General features: G+C 63.8%; 14 protein-coding genes. 7 read left to right on the forward strand and 7 right to left on the reverse strand.

Translation table 11 applies throughout. From position 1 onward, the window contains the following. Nucleotides 1-49 precede the first annotated feature (49 nt). The 4 genes from FXB41_RS09665 (at nt 50) to FXB41_RS09680 (ending at nt 6,362) form a co-directional block, all read left to right on the forward strand. A complete protein-coding gene (locus FXB41_RS09665) occupies nt 50-1,315 on the forward strand; it encodes an ABC transporter substrate-binding protein (protein WP_007596093.1) in 1,266 nt (421 codons plus the stop codon). A 174-nt stretch (nt 1,316-1,489) separates the two neighbouring features. Continuing rightward, a complete protein-coding gene (locus FXB41_RS09670; protein WP_219681611.1) occupies nt 1,490-1,717 on the forward strand; it encodes a hypothetical protein in 228 nt (75 codons plus the stop codon). A gap of 548 nt (nt 1,718-2,265) precedes the next feature. Next, nucleotides 2,266-5,097 carry an ATP-binding protein gene (locus FXB41_RS09675; protein ID WP_246648723.1) on the forward strand — a complete coding sequence of 944 codons (2,832 nt, stop codon included), beginning with the start codon at nt 2,266-2,268 and terminating at the stop codon, nt 5,095-5,097. A 56-nt stretch (nt 5,098-5,153) separates the two neighbouring features. Next, entirely contained in the window at nt 5,154-6,362 is a 1,209-nt protein-coding gene (locus FXB41_RS09680) for an ABC transporter substrate-binding protein (RefSeq protein WP_219681613.1), read from the forward strand. 39 nt (nt 6,363-6,401) lie between these two features. Here the strand turns inward: FXB41_RS09680 and FXB41_RS09685 are convergent, their stop codons facing one another. The 6 genes from FXB41_RS09685 to FXB41_RS09710 all read right to left on the reverse strand — a co-directional run bounded on the left by FXB41_RS09685 (nt 6,402) and on the right by FXB41_RS09710 (nt 14,743). Beyond that, entirely contained in the window at nt 6,402-7,103 is a 702-nt protein-coding gene (locus FXB41_RS09685; RefSeq protein WP_007596098.1) for a hypothetical protein, read from the reverse strand. An 11-nt stretch (nt 7,104-7,114) separates the two neighbouring features. Beyond that, entirely contained in the window at nt 7,115-8,386 is a 1,272-nt protein-coding gene (locus FXB41_RS09690) for an efflux RND transporter periplasmic adaptor subunit (RefSeq protein ID WP_219681614.1), read from the reverse strand. After that, nucleotides 8,383-11,565, reverse strand: coding sequence for an efflux RND transporter permease subunit (locus FXB41_RS09695; protein WP_007596100.1), 3,183 nt, complete (start codon nt 11,563-11,565; stop codon nt 8,383-8,385). The genes FXB41_RS09690 and FXB41_RS09695 overlap by 4 nt, the downstream gene beginning before the upstream one ends. A 79-nt stretch (nt 11,566-11,644) precedes the next feature. Then, on the reverse strand, nt 11,645-12,568 hold the full coding sequence (gene rpoH, locus FXB41_RS09700) for an RNA polymerase sigma factor RpoH (protein WP_219681615.1): 924 nt from the start codon (nt 12,566-12,568) through the stop codon (nt 11,645-11,647). A 60-nt stretch (nt 12,569-12,628) separates the two neighbouring features. Beyond that, nucleotides 12,629-14,053, reverse strand: a complete 1,425-nt coding sequence (locus tag FXB41_RS09705; RefSeq protein WP_219681616.1) for a sensor histidine kinase — start codon at nt 14,051-14,053, stop codon at nt 12,629-12,631. A 9-nt stretch (nt 14,054-14,062) separates the two neighbouring features. Further along, entirely contained in the window at nt 14,063-14,743 is a 681-nt protein-coding gene (locus FXB41_RS09710) for a response regulator transcription factor (RefSeq protein WP_035993491.1), read from the reverse strand. A 489-nt stretch (nt 14,744-15,232) separates the two neighbouring features. Between FXB41_RS09710 and FXB41_RS09715 the strand changes: the two genes are divergently transcribed. Both FXB41_RS09715 and FXB41_RS09720 read left to right on the forward strand, forming a co-directional pair. Next, on the forward strand, nt 15,233-15,481 hold the full coding sequence (locus tag FXB41_RS09715) for a hypothetical protein (RefSeq protein WP_219681617.1): 249 nt from the start codon (nt 15,233-15,235) through the stop codon (nt 15,479-15,481). Between the two features lie 303 nt (nt 15,482-15,784). Beyond that, nucleotides 15,785-16,168, forward strand: a complete 384-nt coding sequence (locus FXB41_RS09720; RefSeq protein ID WP_219681618.1) for a hypothetical protein — start codon at nt 15,785-15,787, stop codon at nt 16,166-16,168. 1,086 nt (nt 16,169-17,254) lie between these two features. On the opposite strand, the gene FXB41_RS09725 is transcribed toward FXB41_RS09720, so the two are convergent. Continuing rightward, nucleotides 17,255-18,280, reverse strand: a complete 1,026-nt coding sequence (locus FXB41_RS09725) for an aldo/keto reductase (RefSeq protein WP_219681619.1) — start codon at nt 18,278-18,280, stop codon at nt 17,255-17,257. A gap of 201 nt (nt 18,281-18,481) precedes the next feature. On the opposite strand from FXB41_RS09725, the gene FXB41_RS09730 reads away from it, so the two are divergent. Then, nucleotides 18,482-19,381: an SMP-30/gluconolactonase/LRE family protein gene (locus tag FXB41_RS09730; protein ID WP_219681620.1), complete on the forward strand. Its 900-nt coding sequence runs from the start codon at nt 18,482-18,484 to the stop codon at nt 19,379-19,381. Nucleotides 19,382-19,392: the final 11 nt, after the last annotated feature.

Genomic DNA, 19,392 nt, shown 5'->3' on the forward strand with positions numbered 1-19,392 from the left:
TCGTCAGGGTTGGCATGTGCAAAGACCGGCAGCGCCATGGAGGCATCGCTTGATCGCAGGCAGGACTGGTTATTCGATTTCGGGCAACGCGTGGCGCCTGGGAAAGCTCTTCATCTCCTGCGCTGCGCTTGCAGTCGGCAGCGCTTCCGCGGAGCCACGATATGATCCCGGCGCAAGCGACACCGAGATCCGGATCGGCAACATCATGCCCTACAGTGGCCCGGCATCTGCTTACGGCATCATCGGCAGGACGATGAGCGCGTATTTCCGCATGGTCAACGACAATGGCGGGATCAACGGCCGGAAGATCAATTTCATTTCATACGACGACGCCTACAGTCCATCCAAAGCGGTCGAGCAAGCGCGACGGCTCGTCGAGGACGACGAGGTGCTTGCGATCTTCGCTCCGTTCGGCACGGTCAGCAACGCAGCGATCCAGAAATACATGAATAGCCGGCATGTGCCGCAATTGTTCGTTATCACCGGAGCATCGCGCTGGGCGGATCCCGAGCACTTTCCGTGGACCATCGGCTGGCAACCGAGCTACCGAACCGAAGCACGCATCTATGCGGACTACATTCTGCGGCACCATCCGGGGGCAAGGATCGGTATCCTGTACCAGAACGACGACTTTGGACGCGACTATCTGCTCGGCCTGAAGGACGTGCTGCAGGACCAGTACGCGCAAATGGTGATTGCCAGCCAATCATATGAGGTCAGCACCCCGACGATCGACTCCGAGGTCGCCGCGATCAAGGCCGCTGCGCCCGACATATTCATCGACATCGCAACACCCAAATTCGCCGCGCAGGCGATCAGGACGCTCGCCGAACTGGACTGGCATCCCATCCACATCGTGACGAACGTCTCGGTCTCGGTCGGCGCGGTGCTGAAGCCCGCCGGACTGGACAATGCGAAAGGAATTCTCAGCGCGGGGTATCAGATGGACGTGACTGATCCGCAGTGGGACAGCCATCCGGGCATGCAGCATTTTCGCGCGTTCATGGCGAAATACTATCCGGAGGCAGATCGATCGGAGAGCGGGCCGCTGGTGGCCTTCAACATGTCGAGTGCACTCGTGGAGGTGATCAGGCGTTGCGGCGACGATCTCACGCACGAAAGGATCATGCGCGTGGCCACCGATCTCGATCTCGACCTCGAAGCCTACATTCCCGGTGTTCGCATAAAGACATCACCGAGGGACTTTCGTCCGATCGAGCAGCTCCGGATGATGCGCTTCACCGGCGAAAGATGGGAATGGTTTGGCCCACTGCTGGATGGACGCACTGACCAGGCGACGTCCTCACCAAACTAGCGCGCGAACCTCCTGTCGGATGAGCCGTCGATGTATGAATTCAACGCACCGCGACGGCTTCGTGCAAAGAGGAAAATGTTCGTTCGATCGACACTGCGGATCCGGCGCACGCATGCACATGTCTCAGGTGCGGGCCGAGGCGTTCTTGGCGTCGCTTTCTCAAGGAGATGTTCGATGACGACACTGAAGTTCTTGTCGGCCGGATTCGTTGTCGCGGCCATGATTGCCTCCCCCGCGATGGCCCGCGAAGGCAACGCGAAGCGTACCAATGTCGAGGCTTATGCGTCGGCTCAGCGCGTGCCGGCCTCCGCCAAGCGCGGCTGCGCCCGTGCTCCCGACGTCGGTGCGTACGCGACCGCCCCCTGGCGCCGGCCGCCCTGCGAGCCCACCTCGGGCTATTGAGTTCGCGAACCGGAGCAAGTCCGGTTGACGCCGACCGGAAGTTGATCGTCTCAACGTTCCGGATTTTGACCTCTCGGCGGAAGGAAGGACGGCGGCTCACGACCAGGCCGCCGTTCTTGCGACTGGTGCACGTCTCCTGGAAGCATTTGGGCTCCGGAGTTCTTGCGCTGACGATTCTCGGCGATGCCGAGTAAATGATGCTTCCTTTGATGGCATCAGGTTCCCTCCGAGGGACCCTTTCCATTCTGACACGCGCCCGAACGTCGTCACGAATTCGTGTATCGATCACCAACGTGTCGGGTGTCAGCATTGATAATGAACGAAGCCCCGGCGACTGAGCGGGCCTTCTTGACACGCTGACGATCTCCCCTGTAGGAGACCCAACCGCATTGACGCTTTCAAATCCATGCCAGGGATCGGTGACCTCAAGGGGCGGGCTCGTGATTTCCCCCGGATCACGGCGGCGGAATTGAATCACGGGCCCCCTTATGTCGGTTGATCGCACCTACTCTTTCGAACAATGGCATATCGATTGCCAACGAAGAGAGTTGAGGCACAACGACGTCACGGTGCCGATCGGAAGCCGCGCGTTCGAGGTTCTCGAGAGGCTGGTCGGCTCCGCGGGTCTCCTGGTCACCAAGGATGATCTGATCGGAAGCGTCTGGTCGGGCCTGACCGTCGAAGACAACACGCTTCAGGTCCATATCTCGGCCGTCCGCAAGGCACTCGGCGAGGATCGCAATCTCCTCAAGACCGTTTCGGGCCGCGGCTATACGCTCGCCGGGAGTTGGCGAAGCGGGCATCTGGAGCACCCTGCGGCCGCGCCGGTAACGATTGCGGCCGACGCACCCTTTACCAACAACCTGCCGAGCATCCGCGCGCCTCTCATCGGTCGCGAGGATTGCATGAGCCAATTGGTCGATGTGCTTTCGGCCTATCGGGCAGTGACCCTCGTCGGACCCGGCGGCATCGGAAAGACGAAGCTGGCAATCGAGCTGGCGCGCAGCGTCGCGCCCGCGTTCAACGATTCCGTGGCGCTGGTCGAACTTGCGACCCTGCAGGATGCGGCACTTGCGGCATCCGCATGCGCCCGTGCACTCAAGCTCGCCTCGAGCGACAAGGAAGCCTCGGCCGCAAGCATTGCGCAGGCCATCGGAACCCGCCGTCTGCTTCTTGTCCTGGACAATTGCGAGCATGTGATCGAAGTCGCCGCGCAGATCGCCAGTGCCGTGCTTCGCTATTGTCCGAACGTCACCGTGCTCGCGACCAGCCGCGAAGGTCTCCGCATCGACGGCGAATATGTTGCGGCCATTCCGGCGCTGTCGGTTCCCGATCCCGAGATGCACGATCCCGACTTGCTGCTGCGGGCAAGCGCAGTGCAGCTGTTCGTCGCGCGAACGCGGGCCCTACGTGCGACCTTCGTTGCGGGCGCGGAGGAACTCCGGAAGATCGCCGCCATCTGTCGCCGCCTCGACGGCATTCCGCTCGCGTTGGAGTTTGCCGCGGCCCGGGCCGCCAATCTCGGGGTCGATACCGTACTGCTCCGTCTCGACAAGCGCTTCGAGCTCCTGAATGGCGGCCGCCGCGACCAGTTGCCGCGCCACCAGACCCTGCGAGCGACACTGGACTGGAGCTACGACCTTTTGACCCCGGCAAAGCAGCACCTGCTTTGCCAGCTCGCGGTGTTTCCGGCCGGCTTCACGCTCGATGCGGCCAGTGCAATGATGGACGACACTCTGTCGCGGTCGGACGTCATTGAAACCCTGTTCAATCTGGTCGGGAAATCGCTGGTGTCGCTGGACCCCTCATTCGAGGGACGATGGCGGCTCCTGGAGAGCACCCGCGCTTATGCGCTGGAGAAGCTCGCAGAGGCAGGCCTCGTCGAGCGGGCGGCAAGGCGGCAGGCCGGCTTTCTCAGGCAGATCATCGCACCGCTCGGCGATGCCTCTCCCGCTCCCGACGACATCTCCCGTTTCGCTCAGGAGATCGGCAACGTGCACGCCGCGCTCGACTGGGCGTTCTCGCCCGGTGGAGAGACCGCGCTTGGAATCGAACTGACGGCCGGATTCGTTCCGGTATGGATGCAGTTGCTGTCTTTCGTGGAATGCTCGACGCGGATCGAGCACGCGCTTGCGCATTTCGGTCCCGGGTTCACCTGCGTTCCGAAGCTCAAGGCGCAGCTCTATGTCGCGTTGGGTTTCGCACTTCTCAACACGGCGGGAACAGCGGACCGCATGAAGGCGGCGCTGAGCATCGGTCTCGTGCTCGCCGAGGAATTGTCCGATCTCGAGCTTCAGCTCAAGGCGGTCTGGACCTTGTGGAGCTATAATCTCAACTCGGGCCAATATGCCGCGGCCAAGGAGGTTGGCGAACGCTACCTCGAGATCGCGCTACGCACCGGAAATCCCGCCAACGAGGCGGTAGGCCGTCGCCTGATCGGCGCTGCCACGCATTTCTTTGGAATGCAGGAGGATGCACGACGCGAGCTGACGCTGTCCCTGGACCATTCGGCTCACGGATTGAACGGCGGTGCGAACCAGATGTGGTTTTTGCTGAACCAGAGTGTCCTCGCCAAGGCGATGTTGGCGCGCGTCCTGCTGCTGCAGGGCAGGATCACCCAGAGCAGATCTCTGGCCGCCGAGTGCCTCGAGGAGGCCCAGCGCGAGAAGGACAAGCTTGCGATCGCCTATGCACTCCGCAACGCCGTCTGCCCGATCGCGCTGATGACGCATGATCTTGCCGCTGCCGATCAGGCGATATCCTCTCTTCTCGAACTCGTCACACGCGAGGGAATAGCTTTCTGGACTAGTTGGACATCCTGCCTGAAGGGACAATTGCTGGTTCTGCAAGGCAAGCATCACGACGGAATAGCCCTGCTGCGCAGCGGTTTGAAGGCGCGGACCGAGAACGGATGGCTGATGCGCAATCCCGAGTTTCTCGGATCGCTCGCTGAAGGCCTGCTCGCGATCGGCGAGGCTGCGCAGGCCCTGGCCGCGGTGGAAGAGGCCTTGTCGATGTCGCGGCAAGGCCGGCAATTGTGGTGCCTTGCGGACCTATTGCGGATCAAGGCCGAGATTCTCCTGGCCAACGGACCATCCGATCTTTCGCGAGCCGAGGTGCTGTTCGCCGAGGGACTGTCCATCGCCAGGGACCAGCAATGCCGCTTCTACGAGTTGAAAGTTGCGGCTGCGTGGGCAGGGATCATGGCGAAATCGAACCGTCAGCAGACGGCCCTTGATCTTGTGGGCCCGGTGAGCGCGCTGTTCGATCAGGAGATTGACCTTCCCGCACTCGCCTTTGCCCGCACTCTGGCTGAAATACCGGGCATCTCGCTTTCGACATCCGACGGCGACCGGCTCCCATCCTGCACCTGCCATTAGGTTGCGATGCCTTTCGGCCGACACTGCCCTTCACTCCATCTTCCGGACCTTGCGTGATGAACATCTCTCGACGACAGATTTTGGGCGGCATCGGCGCTTCGGTGTTTTCGCCCGGCATCATCCGTGCGCAGGGCACGCGACCGATCAGGATCGGCGAGATCAACTCCTATAGCAGCGCCCCCGCGTTCACCCTGCCCTATCGTCGCGGCTGGCAGTTGGCGGTCGAGCAGGTCAACGCGAAAGGCGGCCTTCTCGGTCGCGAGCTGCAGGTCGTCAGCCGGGACGACGAAGGCAAACCCAGCGTCGCGATCCGCGCGGCAGAGGAACTCGTGCGCAGGAACGACGTCGATCTGCTGGCAGGCGCATATCTGTCGAATGTCGGCCTCGCGATCAGCGACTTCGCCCGGCAGAACCGGGTCTTGTTCGTGGCGAGCGAGCCGCTCACGGATGCCCTCGTCTGGGAGCGGGGACATCGATATTGCTACAGGCTCCGCCCCTCGACCTACATGCTGGCAGCGATGCTGGTTGAGGAGGCCGCTCAACTCAAGGCGACACGATGGGCGACAATCGCTCCGAACTACGAGTACGGGCAGTCGGCCGTAAAGTGGTTCATGCAGCTTCTCCGCCAACGTCGCCCCGATGTCGCGTTCGTTGGCAGTCAATGGCCGCCGCTGGCTGCCATCGATGCCGGCGTGGTCGTGAACGCGCTCGCACAGCAGAATCCCGAGGCGATCCTCAATATCACCTTCGGGCCCGATCTCACCAAATTCGTCCGGCAGGGAAAGGATCGCGGCCTGTTCGAAGGACGAGATGTCGTGTCGTTCACGACAGGCGAACCCGAATATCTCCATCCGCTCGGAGAGGACGCGCCGACAGGATGGATCGTGACCGGCTATCCCGTGACCGAGATCCTGGACCAGGCCAACAGTTCATTCGCGTCGGCCTATTCCGCGCGCTACGGCGAGGCTCCCACCATGGGCTCCGTGGTCGGTCACGCCATGATCAGCTCCATCGTGGCTCCGATCGAGCGGCTCGGGAGCCTCGATACCGAAACGATGGCGGATGGGTTTGGCAATGTCAGCTTCGATACACCGTTTGGACCGGCAATTTGGCGTTCGATCGATCATCAAAGCACGATGGGAACATTCGTCGGTCGCACCGCGGTCAGGGGCAACAAGGCCGTCATGGTAGACTGGAAATATAGAGATGGTGGAAGCGTCCTTCCCCCGGATGCCGAAGTCCGCAAGTTGCGCCCGGCAATATGACTGGCGAATGCGGTGACACGGAAGCCCTGCAAGTCCACCTCAGCATCCCGGCGGCAGGATCGGCGATACGCCCGGCGTCGGCGCAGCGCCTGAGGCGTTCGCCGGCACCACCGTCGCGGGCTCCGCCAGGTTCATAGAGACCCCTTCCGCGCAAGCCGAGCTGTTAGGGCTCGGCACGACGGTGGCGTTCGGGTCGATGCCCGTGCCGCCGGCGTTGCTGGCGTCCGCCGGGATCGTGCCGGGCGCGGGGCTTGCAGGCACTTGCGAAATCGAAAGCGGCAGAGACGCAGCGCTGGTCACCTGTCCTCCCGGCGTTGAACTGCAGGCCACTGTTGCACCTGTTCCCGCCGGAGCGGCCGCGGGAATCGTCCCGATGGAGCTACCGCTCTGTCCCGTGAGCGGCAGGATCGGAGCCGCGATGCCCGGAGGCGAAAGACCCGTGGGCGATACAGCTGGAGTCGCCGGCACGGGCGACAGCGATGACGATGGCGGCGCGCAGATGACCACTGTCCCCGGCGTCACCGGATCCGACGCCAGCGGAACGGGCGCCAGCGTCGTATCCGGAGCACCCGGCACAGTCGTTGCGGAAAACGGCCCCGGACTGTTGAGCGGCGAGATCACGATCGCGCCCGGCACCGTCGGCAGATCCATTGCGGTGCTGCCGGTCGTTGCGATTTGTGCCTGGCCCGGAGAGAAGCCGAGCAGGAAAGCGACCATCATTGCAAACGCGAACCGTATCATCTCTCGTGTCCCTAGCTCGTCTCAAGCTTGCGAACGGTGACCTTGCTGCCTTCTGCCAGCGTGACCGCAGGATTGAGCACGACCTGATCGCCGGGCTGCACGCCGTCGCGCACTTCCACCGTGGTGCCGAAATCCCTGGAGATCGAGACCTGCTGTAAGTGGACCGTGCCGTTCCGCACGACCGCGACGTGGAGGCCATTCTGATCGAAGACGAGCGCGTCGGACGGGATCGTCATTGATGGCGTCCTGCGCGGTATCGATAGTTCGACGGTGCAATAGATGCCGGGACTGAGCAGACCATCTGGATTGGGCACGTCGATCTCGGTCAGCAGCGTTCGGCTCCCCGGCTGCAGCGCGGTTGCGATCCGCGTGACCTTGCCCGCAAACGTCCGCCCCGGAATCTCGGGAACGCGGATGTCCGCATCGACGCCCGGGGCAACTCCGAAAGCCTCGTCCTGCGGTACGAAGACCTGAGTTCGGACCACATCGGAATGCATCATCGTGAACATGAAGGTGGAGCCGGCTTGCACCAAGCTGCCATTGTCCACGTTCCGCTGCGTGACCACGCCATCGAACGGCGCCACCACACGCTGGTAGGACTTCTCTTGCTGGAGAACGCGAATCTGCGCCTCCTGCGCCGTGATGTTCGACTGGGCGACGCCCACAGCCCCCTGCTGCGCGCGCAGGGTGAGACGGTCGTTGTCGCCCTGCTGTGCCGTTAACCAGCCTTGCTTGACAAGATTGCTGTCGCGCGAGTTGGTGACGTCGGCCAGCTCCCGGCTGGCTTGCGCCTGCTGAAGCGCAGCCTGGTCCTGGGCGAGCGTCGCCTGCGCCTGCGCGATCTGCTGATCCAGCTCGGGAGCGGTGATTTCCGCGAGGAGATCGCCCTTCTTCACGCGATCGCCGATATCGACGTGGCGCTTCTCGATGTAGCCGCTGGTCCGCGCGAAGATGTTGGCCGCCTCGAATGCAGTCGTCGTCGCTGGCAGGCTGACCTTCATGATGTCGCCGCTGGGCTTGACCGTCGCCACCCGAATTTCCGGAATGTTGGTCCGAACCTGTTCGGCCACGGCGGCCACCTGACGCGCAACCTCGTAGTGCCGCCAGCCGCCGATGCCGAGACCGCCCGCAAGCAGCAGGAGCAGGCCTCCGCCCAGCAGCGCCCCACCATAAGGGCGTCCGGATCGTGCGCCCTTGCTCGGCAGCTCCACAACCCGGAGGTTTTCCGCCCCGGGGCGATCTCTCGCACCGTCGTCATCGGTTCTTGCGCGAACGTCGCTCATTCCGGTTGCTCCTCAAATACGCCGTGCCGAGGCTTGCCATCGTTGCTCTTGCGCAGCATGGCGAAGAGATACGGCACGATCAGCAGGGTGGTCGGGGTTGCGAACAGCAGCCCGCCGATGACCGCCCGCGCGAGCGCCGCGTTCTGCTCCTCGCCCGGACCGCCGATCGCCATCGGGATCATGCCCACGATCATCGCGGCCGCGGTCATCAGGACGGGCCGGATCCTCGTACGGCCTGCGCTCAGCGCCGCCTGGAACGCGGAATGCCCCTTCAACTGCTCGTCACGCGCGAAGGTCACGAGCAGGATGGAATTTGCCGAGGCAACGCCGATCGCCATGATGGCTCCCATCAGCGATGGCACGTTCAGCGTCGTCCCGGTAATGAACAGCATCGTCACGATGCCGCAAAATGTCGCCGGCAGCGCCAGGATGACGACGAAGGGATCGCCAAAATTCTGATAGTTCACGACCATCAGCAGGTAGACCAGGATAGCGGCGAACAGCAGTCCCATCCCGAGATCGCGGAACGACTGATGCATGCTCTGGATCTGTCCCAGAACCTGGATCGAATTGCCTGGCTGGAGCTGCTTCTGCAGGGCTGACGTCACCTTCTCGATATCGGCCGCTACGCTGCCGAGATCGCGGCCCTGGACACTCGCATAGACGTCGAACACCGGCTGGACATTGGCCTGGTTCGAATTGGTGGGAACGGTCCCCCGCTTGAACGTCGCGACATTGCTGAGCAAGCCCGGCACCGTCTGACCGCTTGCGGCAGCCGAGGCCGACACTGGCGTGTTGCCCAAGGCGTTCAGCGAATCAGCCCTGTATTCGGGTGTCTGCACCGCAAGGTAATAGGGGATGCCTGACGTCGGGTCCGTCCAGAAATTCGGCGAGACCTGCGCGGACGAGCTGAGGCTGACATTGATATTGGTCGCCACCGTGCTCGCATTGAGGCCGAGCTGTGCGGCGCGGGTGCGGTCGATGTCGGCGTAGAACGCGGGAGCATCGACCTCCTGCTGCAGATGCGCATCGACCACGCCGGGGATCGCCGCGAGGCTCTTCTGCAGCTCCTTGGCCACGGCCAGATTGTTGCTGCCGTAACCGACCGTGCGGACATCGATCTGCGCGGGAAGCCCGAAGTTCAGGATCTGCGTGACGATATCGGCCGCCTGGAAATAAAAGGTGTCCTCCGGGAACGCCGCTGGCAGCACCTGCCGCAACTTCCTGACGTAATCCGCCGTCGGCTTGTGCCCATCCTTCAGCGATACCAGAATGGTGCCGTCATTCACTCCGATCGTCGAGCCGTCGGTGAATGCGAGATTGTAGGCCCGCGCCGGAAGACCGATATTGTCGACGATCAACGCCCGGTCGCCTTCCGGAATGACCTCGCGGACCTTGTCCTCGACCGCCTGGAAGATCGCTTCCGTACGCTCGATCCGCGTACCCGCTGGCGCGCGAACATGGAGCTGGATCTGGCCGCCGTCGATGACGGGATAAAAATCCCTGCCGACATAGGCGAACATGGTGGCTCCGAGCGCCAGCACAAGCACGGCGACGACGGGCACGACGGCACGACGCCGCAACAACTTTTGCAGGAGATCGGAATAGCCCTCGCGCAGGTGCTCGAACCCGCGCTCGAACGCAGCGGAGGCGCGCGCAAAGATGCCTGACGGGCGCGCGCTCTCGCCATGACGCCGTTCGCCCTTCAGCAGCAGGCCGATGGTGATCGGCGTGAGCGTTCGCGACAGCCCGTAGGACGCCAACATCGCGAACACCACCGCCAGGCCGAGCGGCGTGAAGAGGTATTTGGCCGGGCCCTCCAGGAACACGACCGAGGTGAACACGCAACTGATCGCGAGCGTCGAGACCAGCGTCGGGATGGCGATTTCAGCGGCTCCGTGCAGGGTCGCCTCGGGCAACGGCATGCCTTCCTCGGTCCAGAGCCGGTGCGTGTTCTCGATCGTCACCGTCGAATCGTCGACGAGGATACCGACCGCGAGGGCGAGCCCGCCGAGCGTCATCGTGTTGAGGGTCTCGCCGAGGAAATACAGCACGATCAGCGAAGACAGCATCGCCAGCGGGATCGAGATCAGGACGACCAGCGTCGACCGCCACGATCCCAGAAACACCAAGATCATCAGCGCGGTCAGGCCGGCGGCGATCGCACCTTCGCGCAGCACGCCATTGACCGAATGGGTCACGAATATCGACTGGTCGAACAGCTCGTTGATCTTCAGCCCCGCCGGAGCCGCCGCGCGGATAGACGTCAACGCCGCCTTGACGCCGTTGACGACAGCGAGCGTGGAGGCATTTCCGTTCTTGATGATGCTGAGCAGGACGGCGCGGTGGCCGTCCTCGCGCACGATGTTCTGCTGGACCTGGGCCCCGTCGCGGACCTGGGCGACGTCCTTCAGGAAGATCGTGGCCCCGTTCACGAACTTGACGGGGATCATGTTGAGATCCTGGATCGTGGCCGGCGTCGCATTGGTTCGAACGGTGTACTGGGTGTCGCCGATCTTGGTCGTGCCGGTCGGCAGCGTCAGGTTCTGGGTGTTCACCGCATTGACGATGTCGAGCGGCGTCAATCCGCGCGACAGGAGCTTGTTCGGATCGATGTCGACCATGATCTGGCGGTATTTGCCGCCGGCAGGCGTGGGCAGGGTCACGCCCGGAACGGGAGCCAGCTGCTGGCGGACGCGGTAAATGCCGAAATCGTAGAGCTGCTGCTCGTTCAGGCTGTTCGACTGGAGACTGAGCTGGAGCACCGGGACGCTCGAGGCATTGAACTGCACGATGATCGGCGGCTGGATCCCCGGCGGCATCAGGGCGCGGATGGCATTGGTCCCCGAGACGATCTGCGAGATCGCGAGATCGAGATTGACGTCCGGCTGGAAGTAGATTTTCTGAATCGAGAGGCCGTTGAGGGTCTGCGCTTCGATATTCTTGATGCCGCTGACATTGGCGCTGATCGAATACTGGCTGTAGGTGCTGACGCGCTGCTCCATCTCCGGCGTCGAGAGGCCGGTGTAGCTCCAGATCACGGTGACCACGGGGATCCGGATCTCCGGGAAAATATCCGTCGGCATCGACCGGATTGCGATCCCGCCGAGGAACAGGATCAGCGCGGCAAGCACATAGAATGTGTGCGGAAGCCGTAGCGCGAAGCGAACAATTCCCATGGGGGTCTGCCTGGAGGGAGTTACGCGGGATCGTCGGACAGGTGAGAACGGCCGGACCTGCGTTCAAATGAAAACGAATTCAGACGCTGCATGCGGTGCCCCGCTGCGCATCCTGCGCGGCGAGCATCACGGCGCGCTTGACCTTGGCAAAGGCGCGCATCTCGATCTGCCTGACACGTTCGCTGGATATGGACAGTTCGTGGGCCAGCCGATCGAGCGTGACGGGGCATTCCGTCAGCCGCCGCGCCTCGAAGACGCGACGTTCCCGCGCCGCAAGCCCACCGAGCGCAACACGCAAGGCGCTGGCACGCCGCTCGGTCTGCTCGTGATCGACCAGCACCGTCTCGGCGTCGCCCGCCCCGTCGACCAGCAAGGCTTCCAGCTCGGTTCCGCTGTCCTCGCCACCGATGCGCACGTTCAGCGACATGTCGCCATGCAGCCGCGCGTCCATCTCGATCACCTCACGCGCGGTGACCTCGAGCCTCCCGGCGATCAGTTCGGCAACGTCAGGCGTGAGCCCCGACATCGCGCTGCCGGTGGCTTTCCTGATCTCGCCGCGGAGCTTGAAAAACAGCTTCTTCTGCGCGGCCGTCGTGCCGATCTTGACGAGGGACCAGGACCGCAGGATGTATTCGTGAATGGCGGCCTTGATCCACCAGACCGCATAGGTGGAGAAGCGCGCGCCGCGGCCGGGTTCGAAGCGTGACGCTGCGATTACGAGGCCCAGATTAGCCTCGGCAATCAGATCGACCATCGGAAGGCCGTATCCCTTGTAGCCTCGCGCCAGCCTGGCCGCGAGCCGGAGATGGCTGGTGACGAGCGCGTCTGCTGCGCTTCGGTCCCTCGTCTGCTGCCAGCGGCGTGCAAGCTGCTGCTCCTGACCGGGCTCAAGGAAGTCGTAGCGCCCGATGGCCGCGGAATACGCGCTGAGGAACGGCGCCGACACCGGTGCGACCGGCGTCGCAGGGGGATTGATCCTCGTCACTTCGTGGCTAGTCTGCATCTGTCGCTCCCGCACTCCAGGCCGGCTGATCAATCTCGAAAGCATCGTGGACCATGTGGCTCATCCCATCTGGTCTGCGTCTGCGCGCAGCAATGTCCGCGTCCGGCGCGTGGCGGCCTTGCCCATCCGTCCGGTCCAGGCAAGGATCTCGATCCGTCCACCAGGGGCGGGACCGACGATCAGCCGAAAGCCGTGCAGCTTGACGATGGCGGCGACCAGGCTCAGTCCGAGGCCGACTCCCGGCGTATGGCGCATCTTGTCGGAGCGATAGAACCGCCGCAGCACCGCCTCGCGTTCCTGCTCGCTGATGCCGGGCCCGGTGTCGCTGACGCGCACCAGCGCCGTGTCGTCGTCCGCTTCCAGGGCCAGCTCGACCCGACCGCCTGACGGCGTGAACTTGACGGCATTGTCGACGAGATTGGCGACCGCCTCGAACAGCAGGTCCCGGTCGCCCCACACAAGCACATCGCGCTCGATGACGACACCGAGCCCCACACGCTTGTCTTCGGCGATGGGTTCGTAGACGTCGCACACCTCCCGCAGAATCTCGTCCAGCGCGACCTCGCCAAAGCCCGCCATGCGGCGGTTGTTCTCGATCTCGGTCAGGCGCAGCAGGGCGGTGACGATCGCGAGCGACTGGTCGATGCCGGCAATGGCTTTGTCGATGGTCTCCTGCAGCTCCTCCAGAGTGGCCGCATGGGAGCGCCCGCGCTCCAGCGCCAGGCGGACGCGCGTGAGCGGCGTCCTGAGATCATGGGCGATGTCGTTGCCGACGCCGGCGAGCGCATTGATCATCGCCTCCATCTCGTCGAGCATGCCGTTGACGATCCCGGCCAGCCGCGCGAACGGATCGTCCGTCCCGTCCTGCGGAAGCCGCTCGCGCAGCTCGCCGGCCACGATGCGCTGGACCCGCTGGTTCACCTCCTCGACGCGCCTCTGGGCGCGCAGGCTGAGCCAGGCACCGGCCAGCAGGCAGAGGCTGAAGGCCGGCAGCAGGCCCAGGGCCAGCGCCTGCCCCACCACGCTCGAGATCTCGCGTGTCTCATCGACATTCCGTCCGACCACCAGGACATCGCCGCCGTCGAGGCGCTTGCCAACCACCCTGACGACAGGATTGTGCACCGTCGGCGACTTGATGAGATCGAGGCGCACGCCCTGCACCGCTCCATCGAGCCCGAGCTCGCGCGGCACGTGGTCGATGTTGCCGGCAAGGCGGGTGCCCGCGGCATCGAACAGTCCCGCGTATTGCACGCCCCTGGAATCCTGATCGAGATGATCCGCGATCGCGCTGATGCGATGGGCCGGCGACAGGTCTGAGATGAAGTGAATCTGGGTGGTAATCATGCGATCGGATCGCGCGACCAGATAGTTGTCGAGCTTCCAGTAGATGAATGCGAACAGGCCGACCACGAACAGCGCGAAGCCGGCCGCCATGGCCAGGGCCGAAAGGAACGTGCTGGAGCGGATCAGCTGGATCTGACGCATCGCCGGCCCCTATTGCCGCGAACGCAGGACGAAGCCGGAGCCTCGGACGTTGTGGATGAGCGGCACCTCTCCGGGGCCGTCGACCTTGTGACGGAGCCGGCCCATATGCACGTCGATCAGGTTCGTGGTTGCCGGAACGAACTTGTAGTTCCAGACCTCCTCCAGCAGCATCGCACGCGTCAGCACCTGGTCGTTCCGGCGCATCATGTATTCGAGCAGGCGGAATTCGCGCGGCAGCAACTCGAGCCGGCGTTCGCCGCGCCGCGCGGTCCGCTCGATCAGATCGAGCTCGAGCGGTCCGACATGCAGGATGGTTTCGCGGCTGTCGATCGGACGGCGCAGCAACGCCTCTATCCGCGCGACCAGCTCGATGATCGCGAACGGTTTTGTGAGGTAATCATCTCCGCCCATTCGCAATCCGCGCACCCGGTCGTCCACCGCGCCGAGCGCACTCAGGACGAGAACGGGCGTCCTGACCTGGTCGTTGCGAAGTGCCTCGATGACGGTCAGCCCATCCATTCCCGGCAGCATGCGATCGACGATCATGGCATCGGGGCTCGACACGCGCGCGCGGTCGAGGCCGTCGACGCCGTCGGCGGACCAATGCACCTCGAACCCGCGGTCGGCAAGCTCGGCGACAATCGCCTCGGCGGTCTCGGCGTCGTCCTCGATCAGGAGAATCCGGTTCATGACCCTCGCTCCACGTTCCACGCGGCGTCTCGGCGCGCGGTAGGGGCGCGTGGGCTCGGCGACGCGTTGGGTCATGTGCGATGCCCGTGCTCGTCGAACGCGCGGCCCTGATGTCGCCTGTTGCCGGCCACTCGCTGAGGTAGGAGATAGGCTTGCGGCGCATGGGGCGCCATTGAATTGCAGTTCATGATGTCGGCTGCGCGCCTGAGGAGCAGCACCAGTGCAAGAGCGACGCGTGTTGCCAATGTCGTGATCATCTTGTGGGCTCCGCTCCGAACTGCGCTGCACCGAACATATGAGCTCGACGCGCTCGCAGTCGTCCGGGGGACAACGGATGTTATGGATTCGCACGATCGTGGTGCGACGTCACATCGGCTCACGGGCCGTTGAATTGCGGTGAGCAATTCGTGCATTTGAATCGTGCCCGGTCGCGCACACCTCGACGACCAGCCGGCTTGGTCGGCCTGATGTCATCAAAGGAGAGAGCGAATGACCACGTCCAGACTGTTGTCGATGGGACTGATTGCGGCCGCCATGCTCGGCGGCCCCGCCATGGCGCGCGAGCATCACCGCCTCGTGCGGCAACCCGCGACGGCGGCCGACACGATCGCGACGAGCGCGCCGGTCTATCAGGGCGAACGTGGCTGCGTGCCGGCGCCGCGCGTCGGCGCCTTCGCCACTGCGCCGTGGACCGGCAACAACGTGCCTTGCGAGCCCGGCACCGGCAGCTTCTTCTGATCGCGCCAACGCATCCGGCCGAGTGACTTCGCCGGCCGGACGCATATCGAATGACAGGGAGCGGACTGATCTCGTCAGCCCGCTCCCTTGCGTTGCGTCGCGACCAGGCGCGGCGCGATCACCTTCGTGCGCGGCGAGCCCGATGTCTGACCCCAATGTCTGACGTCGAATTCAGTTGGATTGCCGCGCAGCGCTCCTACCTCTCCAGCGTCACACACCCGGCCATCAAGCAGCCTCGCGCGTACCGCGCGGCGCGGAAGCGGGCTTCAGGGATGGCCGGGCTCAACACGAGAGGAGTTTTCCATGAAACGAGTGATCATGATTCTGGCAACAGCGGCGCTCGCCTCGACGCTCGCCATCGGCACGGCCGACGCGCACGGCGGCGGTGGTGGTGGCGGCGGCCACGGCGGATTTGGCGGTGGCGGATTCGGCGGCGGACATGCGGGCTTTGGCGGCGGCGCGCATTTCGGCGGCATGGGGCACGAGGGCGGCTTCGGCGGCGGCGCCCGGTTCGGCGGCGAGCACCTAGGCTTCGGCGATCATGCCGCAACCCGCGGCTTCGGCCAGCACGCGTTTCACCGCGACGGCCGCTTCCGCGCCGGATATGGATTCTACGGCGCCGGTCCGGATTGCTATGATTGGTACGAGCTGCATCCCGGTCAGCCGGTGCCGCTGAGCTGCAGCTAGCCAGTCGCGCACTTTTAGCAGCGCTGGTAGGATGGGTAGAGCGAAGCGAAACCCATCCTGTTTCATCCGCGCGGAAGCATGATGGGTTTCGCAAGTGCTCTACCCATCCTACGACCTAACAGGCACAGCTTCGCATCCTCGCGGCGCATTTCGCCCGAGCTTTGCTTCGTCATTCCACCCTCTTGTCCAAGAGGGTGCAGGGAAGGCCGGGTGCCGGCTGGCACCCGCGGTCCGCTGCGCGAAGATGGTGCGCAAAAGAACCGCACAGCAGCATACAGGTGTAGCCAATCACTCGGCCTTCCCTGCGCGATGGTTGGACGGCTTATGCCGTGCTCTCCCGGGAGCCGAGTTCGTTCTGGCCTCCCTCACCCCAGCGAAATTCACCGACACCACGCCGGTTGACGCAGATGCCGCATTCGCTAGGGCTTGACCGTAGCAACGACGGCCAGGACCACACGGTTTTGCCGTACGCACGGCCCGCCATTTCACCACCGGTTTCGACGACGTTGTGCACCTTGCCGCCGACCTGATGACGAGACGAAGCCTAGCAGCGCCGCTCGTCGGAACGAAGCCTTGGGCTCACGGAGAGCAATCCGCCCTGCCCTTGGCCACTCGCACCCGAACGCTGCCGCGTCCACCGAAAGCCCGGCTCGCGAACATGACGACCACAAGATCGCCCCTCAAGGATGAGCCGGGATGGACGACACATACGCCATTTCCGAATTTCGGTAAAGTGGAATATTTTTGTGGGGAGGGGTTGACGGGGTGGCGGGTGTTTTGCCCGACGGGTAGTCCTCCCATAGGTCAAAGCCGCACATGCGAAGCTTGGGGAAATCGTAGCGGGAGACCGCTACGGTGCCAAACCCACGACTGTGGAGGCGCTGTTCGCTTACCGGAGGGCAGCTTAACCCCCGGCCTCGTGCCTTGATAGCCCGCCAGAAGCCGCCGTTCTTACGCGGTCCACGCGCGCCCGCGCATCGATGCAAAAATTCACGATTCCGACCGTATCATTCGGTGCACCTCTCCCCCGCGGAGAGAGGTGATCCGAGTCCTCGCCTTGTACCGATTCAAGCGCGTTCATCCGGTCTAGCTCGGAACAGGGGCTTCCGATTCCAGCAGGGACGCGGCCTTGAGATCGCTCCAGAGCGCGGCTGGCACCGTGGTGGTCAGCGCTGCCACGTTGCGCTCGACCTCCTGCGCATTATGCGCCCCGAGGACCACGCTCGCGACCGCGGGATGACCGAGCGCAAAATGTAGAGCGGCCGTCGGCAGCGCTACGTCATGAGCTGCGCAGATACGCTGGATTTCGGCAACCTTCGAAAGGATCTGCGGCGGTGCGTCCTGATAATTGTACTTGGCGCCCTTGGTGGCGCCCGTCGCCAGAATCCCCGAATTGAACACGCCGCCGAGCAGCACCGCGATGCCCTCCTTCAGCGCCAGCGGCATGAACTCTTCGACTGCTGGCTGCTCCAGCAGCGAATAGCGCCCCGCGAGCAGCATCACCTCGAAGGATCCGGCCTGCGCGAAGCGCACGCACATCTCGGCCTCGTTGACGCCGATCCCGATGCCCGCGACCACACCTTCGGAACGAAGTTTGTCCAGCGCTACATAGGCCCCGGACATCGCTTCGCGAAACCGGTCCTCGATCGCGTCCTTGCCGTGGGTCCACACATCGACATCGTGGATTAGCAGCAGGTCGATCCGGTCGGTGCCAAGCCGCAACAGCGACTGCTCGACCGAGCGCATGGTGCCGTCATAGGAATAGTCGACGACGGCCCGGTGCGGCTGTCCGCCAACAAATCCGGACCGAGTCTCCGGCTGGTGAAACGGATCCATCCAGCGACCCGTCTTGGTGCAAAGCACCACATCCTTGCGGGGCACGCGCCGGAGCGCCGTTCCGCAGCGATGCTCCGACAGGCCGTTGCCATAGTGCGGTGATGTATCGAGCAGATTGATGCCGAGCTCGAAGGCGCGGCTCGCGGCGGCGATCGCAGTGTGGTCGTCGAGCTCGAGAAAGAGATCGCCGAGCGGTGCGGTTCCGAACCCGAGGATGGAGACTTCGAGACCGGTCCGGCCAAGTGTGCGGCGCGGCAAAGCTGATTGCGAAATCATGGTGGATTGCTCTTCCTTCTTCGCGCCTTGATCGCGCGCTCGTCTCATTGCAGCGACGCGCAGCGTATGTATTTGCCGTCGGGTGTCAACGCGAGGATTGCGGGTCTCGTACAAGACTATTCCGCTCATACATTCGGGTTGCTAAGAAAAGCGGAACCGGCACGCGGGCACTTCACGACCTGCGGCAACGAAGGAGGAACGATGCTCCCCTATGTCACGCACGATCCGCGATTTGCCCGCCTGGTCTTTGGTCACGCCAATCTCGAAAAACTCACCAGCGGCTGCCGCTGGGCCGAAGGACCCGCTTACTTTCCGGCCGGCCGCTATTTGATCTGGTCCGACATTCCGAGCAACCGGATGATGCGCTTCGACGAGACGGATTCATCGGTGTCGGTGTTCCGCTCGCCGAGCTTCAACTCGAACGGCAACACGACCGATCGCGAGGGGCGGCTGGTCACTTGCGAGCACTTCATGCGCCGCATCACCCGGACCGAGCACGACGGCTCCATCACGGTGCTTGCCGAACAGTTCGAAGGGCGTCGGCTGAACTCGCCCAACGATGTCGTGGTGAAATCGGACGGCTCGATCTGGTTTTCGGATCCGACCTACGGCATCGACAGCGATTACGAGGGCCGACATGCCAAATCCGAGATTGGCGCCTCCAACGTGTACCGGATCGATCCAGCGGGCGGCGAGATCAGCCTGGTCGTCTCTGACCGCGTGCAGCCGAACGGGCTGGCGTTCTCGCCAGACGAGAAGCTGCTTTATGTCGCCGATACCGGCGCGACCCACGTCGACGGGCTGCCCGCGACGATCTGGTCCTACAAGGTGCAGGGAAACGAGGTCGCTGAGCCCTCGCTGTTTTCCACCTGCCCCGACGGGCTCTATGACGGATTTCGCTGCGACATCCATGGCAACATCTGGACGTCGGCGGGACGGAGCGTGTTCTGCTACGGGACCGACGGGACGCATATCGGCACGATCCCGATCGGTGAGATCGTGGCGAATGTCTGTTTCGGCGGTCCACGGCGCAACCGCCTATACATTTGCGGACAGACCTCGTTGTATTCGATCTTCCTCAATACGCGCGCGGCCGTGTAAGCTTAGGCCGG

The sequence above is a fragment of the Bradyrhizobium canariense genome (assembly GCF_019402665.1).
Classification (GTDB): domain Bacteria; phylum Pseudomonadota; class Alphaproteobacteria; order Rhizobiales; family Xanthobacteraceae; genus Bradyrhizobium; species Bradyrhizobium canariense.

What these genes read in the sequence shown, in the direction of transcription:
- rpoH (WP_219681615.1), bottom strand. Translation starts at nt 12,568, where the DNA reads ATGCAGACTAGCCACGAAGTGACGAGGATCAATCCCCCTGCGACGCCG.
- FXB41_RS09715 (WP_219681617.1), top strand. Translation starts at nt 15,233, where the DNA reads ATGACCACGTCCAGACTGTTGTCGATGGGACTGATTGCGGCCGCCATG.
- FXB41_RS09685 (WP_007596098.1), bottom strand. Translation starts at nt 7,103, where the DNA reads ATGATACGGTTCGCGTTTGCAATGATGGTCGCTTTCCTGCTCGGCTTC.
- FXB41_RS09720 (WP_219681618.1), top strand. Translation starts at nt 15,785, where the DNA reads ATGAAACGAGTGATCATGATTCTGGCAACAGCGGCGCTCGCCTCGACG.
- FXB41_RS09705 (WP_219681616.1), bottom strand. Translation starts at nt 14,053, where the DNA reads ATGCGTCAGATCCAGCTGATCCGCTCCAGCACGTTCCTTTCGGCCCTG.
- FXB41_RS09725 (WP_219681619.1), bottom strand. Translation starts at nt 18,280, where the DNA reads ATGATTTCGCAATCAGCTTTGCCGCGCCGCACACTTGGCCGGACCGGT.
- FXB41_RS09690 (WP_219681614.1), bottom strand. Translation starts at nt 8,386, where the DNA reads ATGAGCGACGTTCGCGCAAGAACCGATGACGACGGTGCGAGAGATCGC.
- FXB41_RS09670 (WP_219681611.1), top strand. Translation starts at nt 1,490, where the DNA reads ATGACGACACTGAAGTTCTTGTCGGCCGGATTCGTTGTCGCGGCCATG.
- FXB41_RS09710 (WP_035993491.1), bottom strand. Translation starts at nt 14,743, where the DNA reads ATGAACCGGATTCTCCTGATCGAGGACGACGCCGAGACCGCCGAGGCG.
- FXB41_RS09695 (WP_007596100.1), bottom strand. Translation starts at nt 11,565, where the DNA reads ATGGGAATTGTTCGCTTCGCGCTACGGCTTCCGCACACATTCTATGTG.
- FXB41_RS09730 (WP_219681620.1), top strand. Translation starts at nt 18,482, where the DNA reads ATGCTCCCCTATGTCACGCACGATCCGCGATTTGCCCGCCTGGTCTTT.
- FXB41_RS09680 (WP_219681613.1), top strand. Translation starts at nt 5,154, where the DNA reads ATGAACATCTCTCGACGACAGATTTTGGGCGGCATCGGCGCTTCGGTG.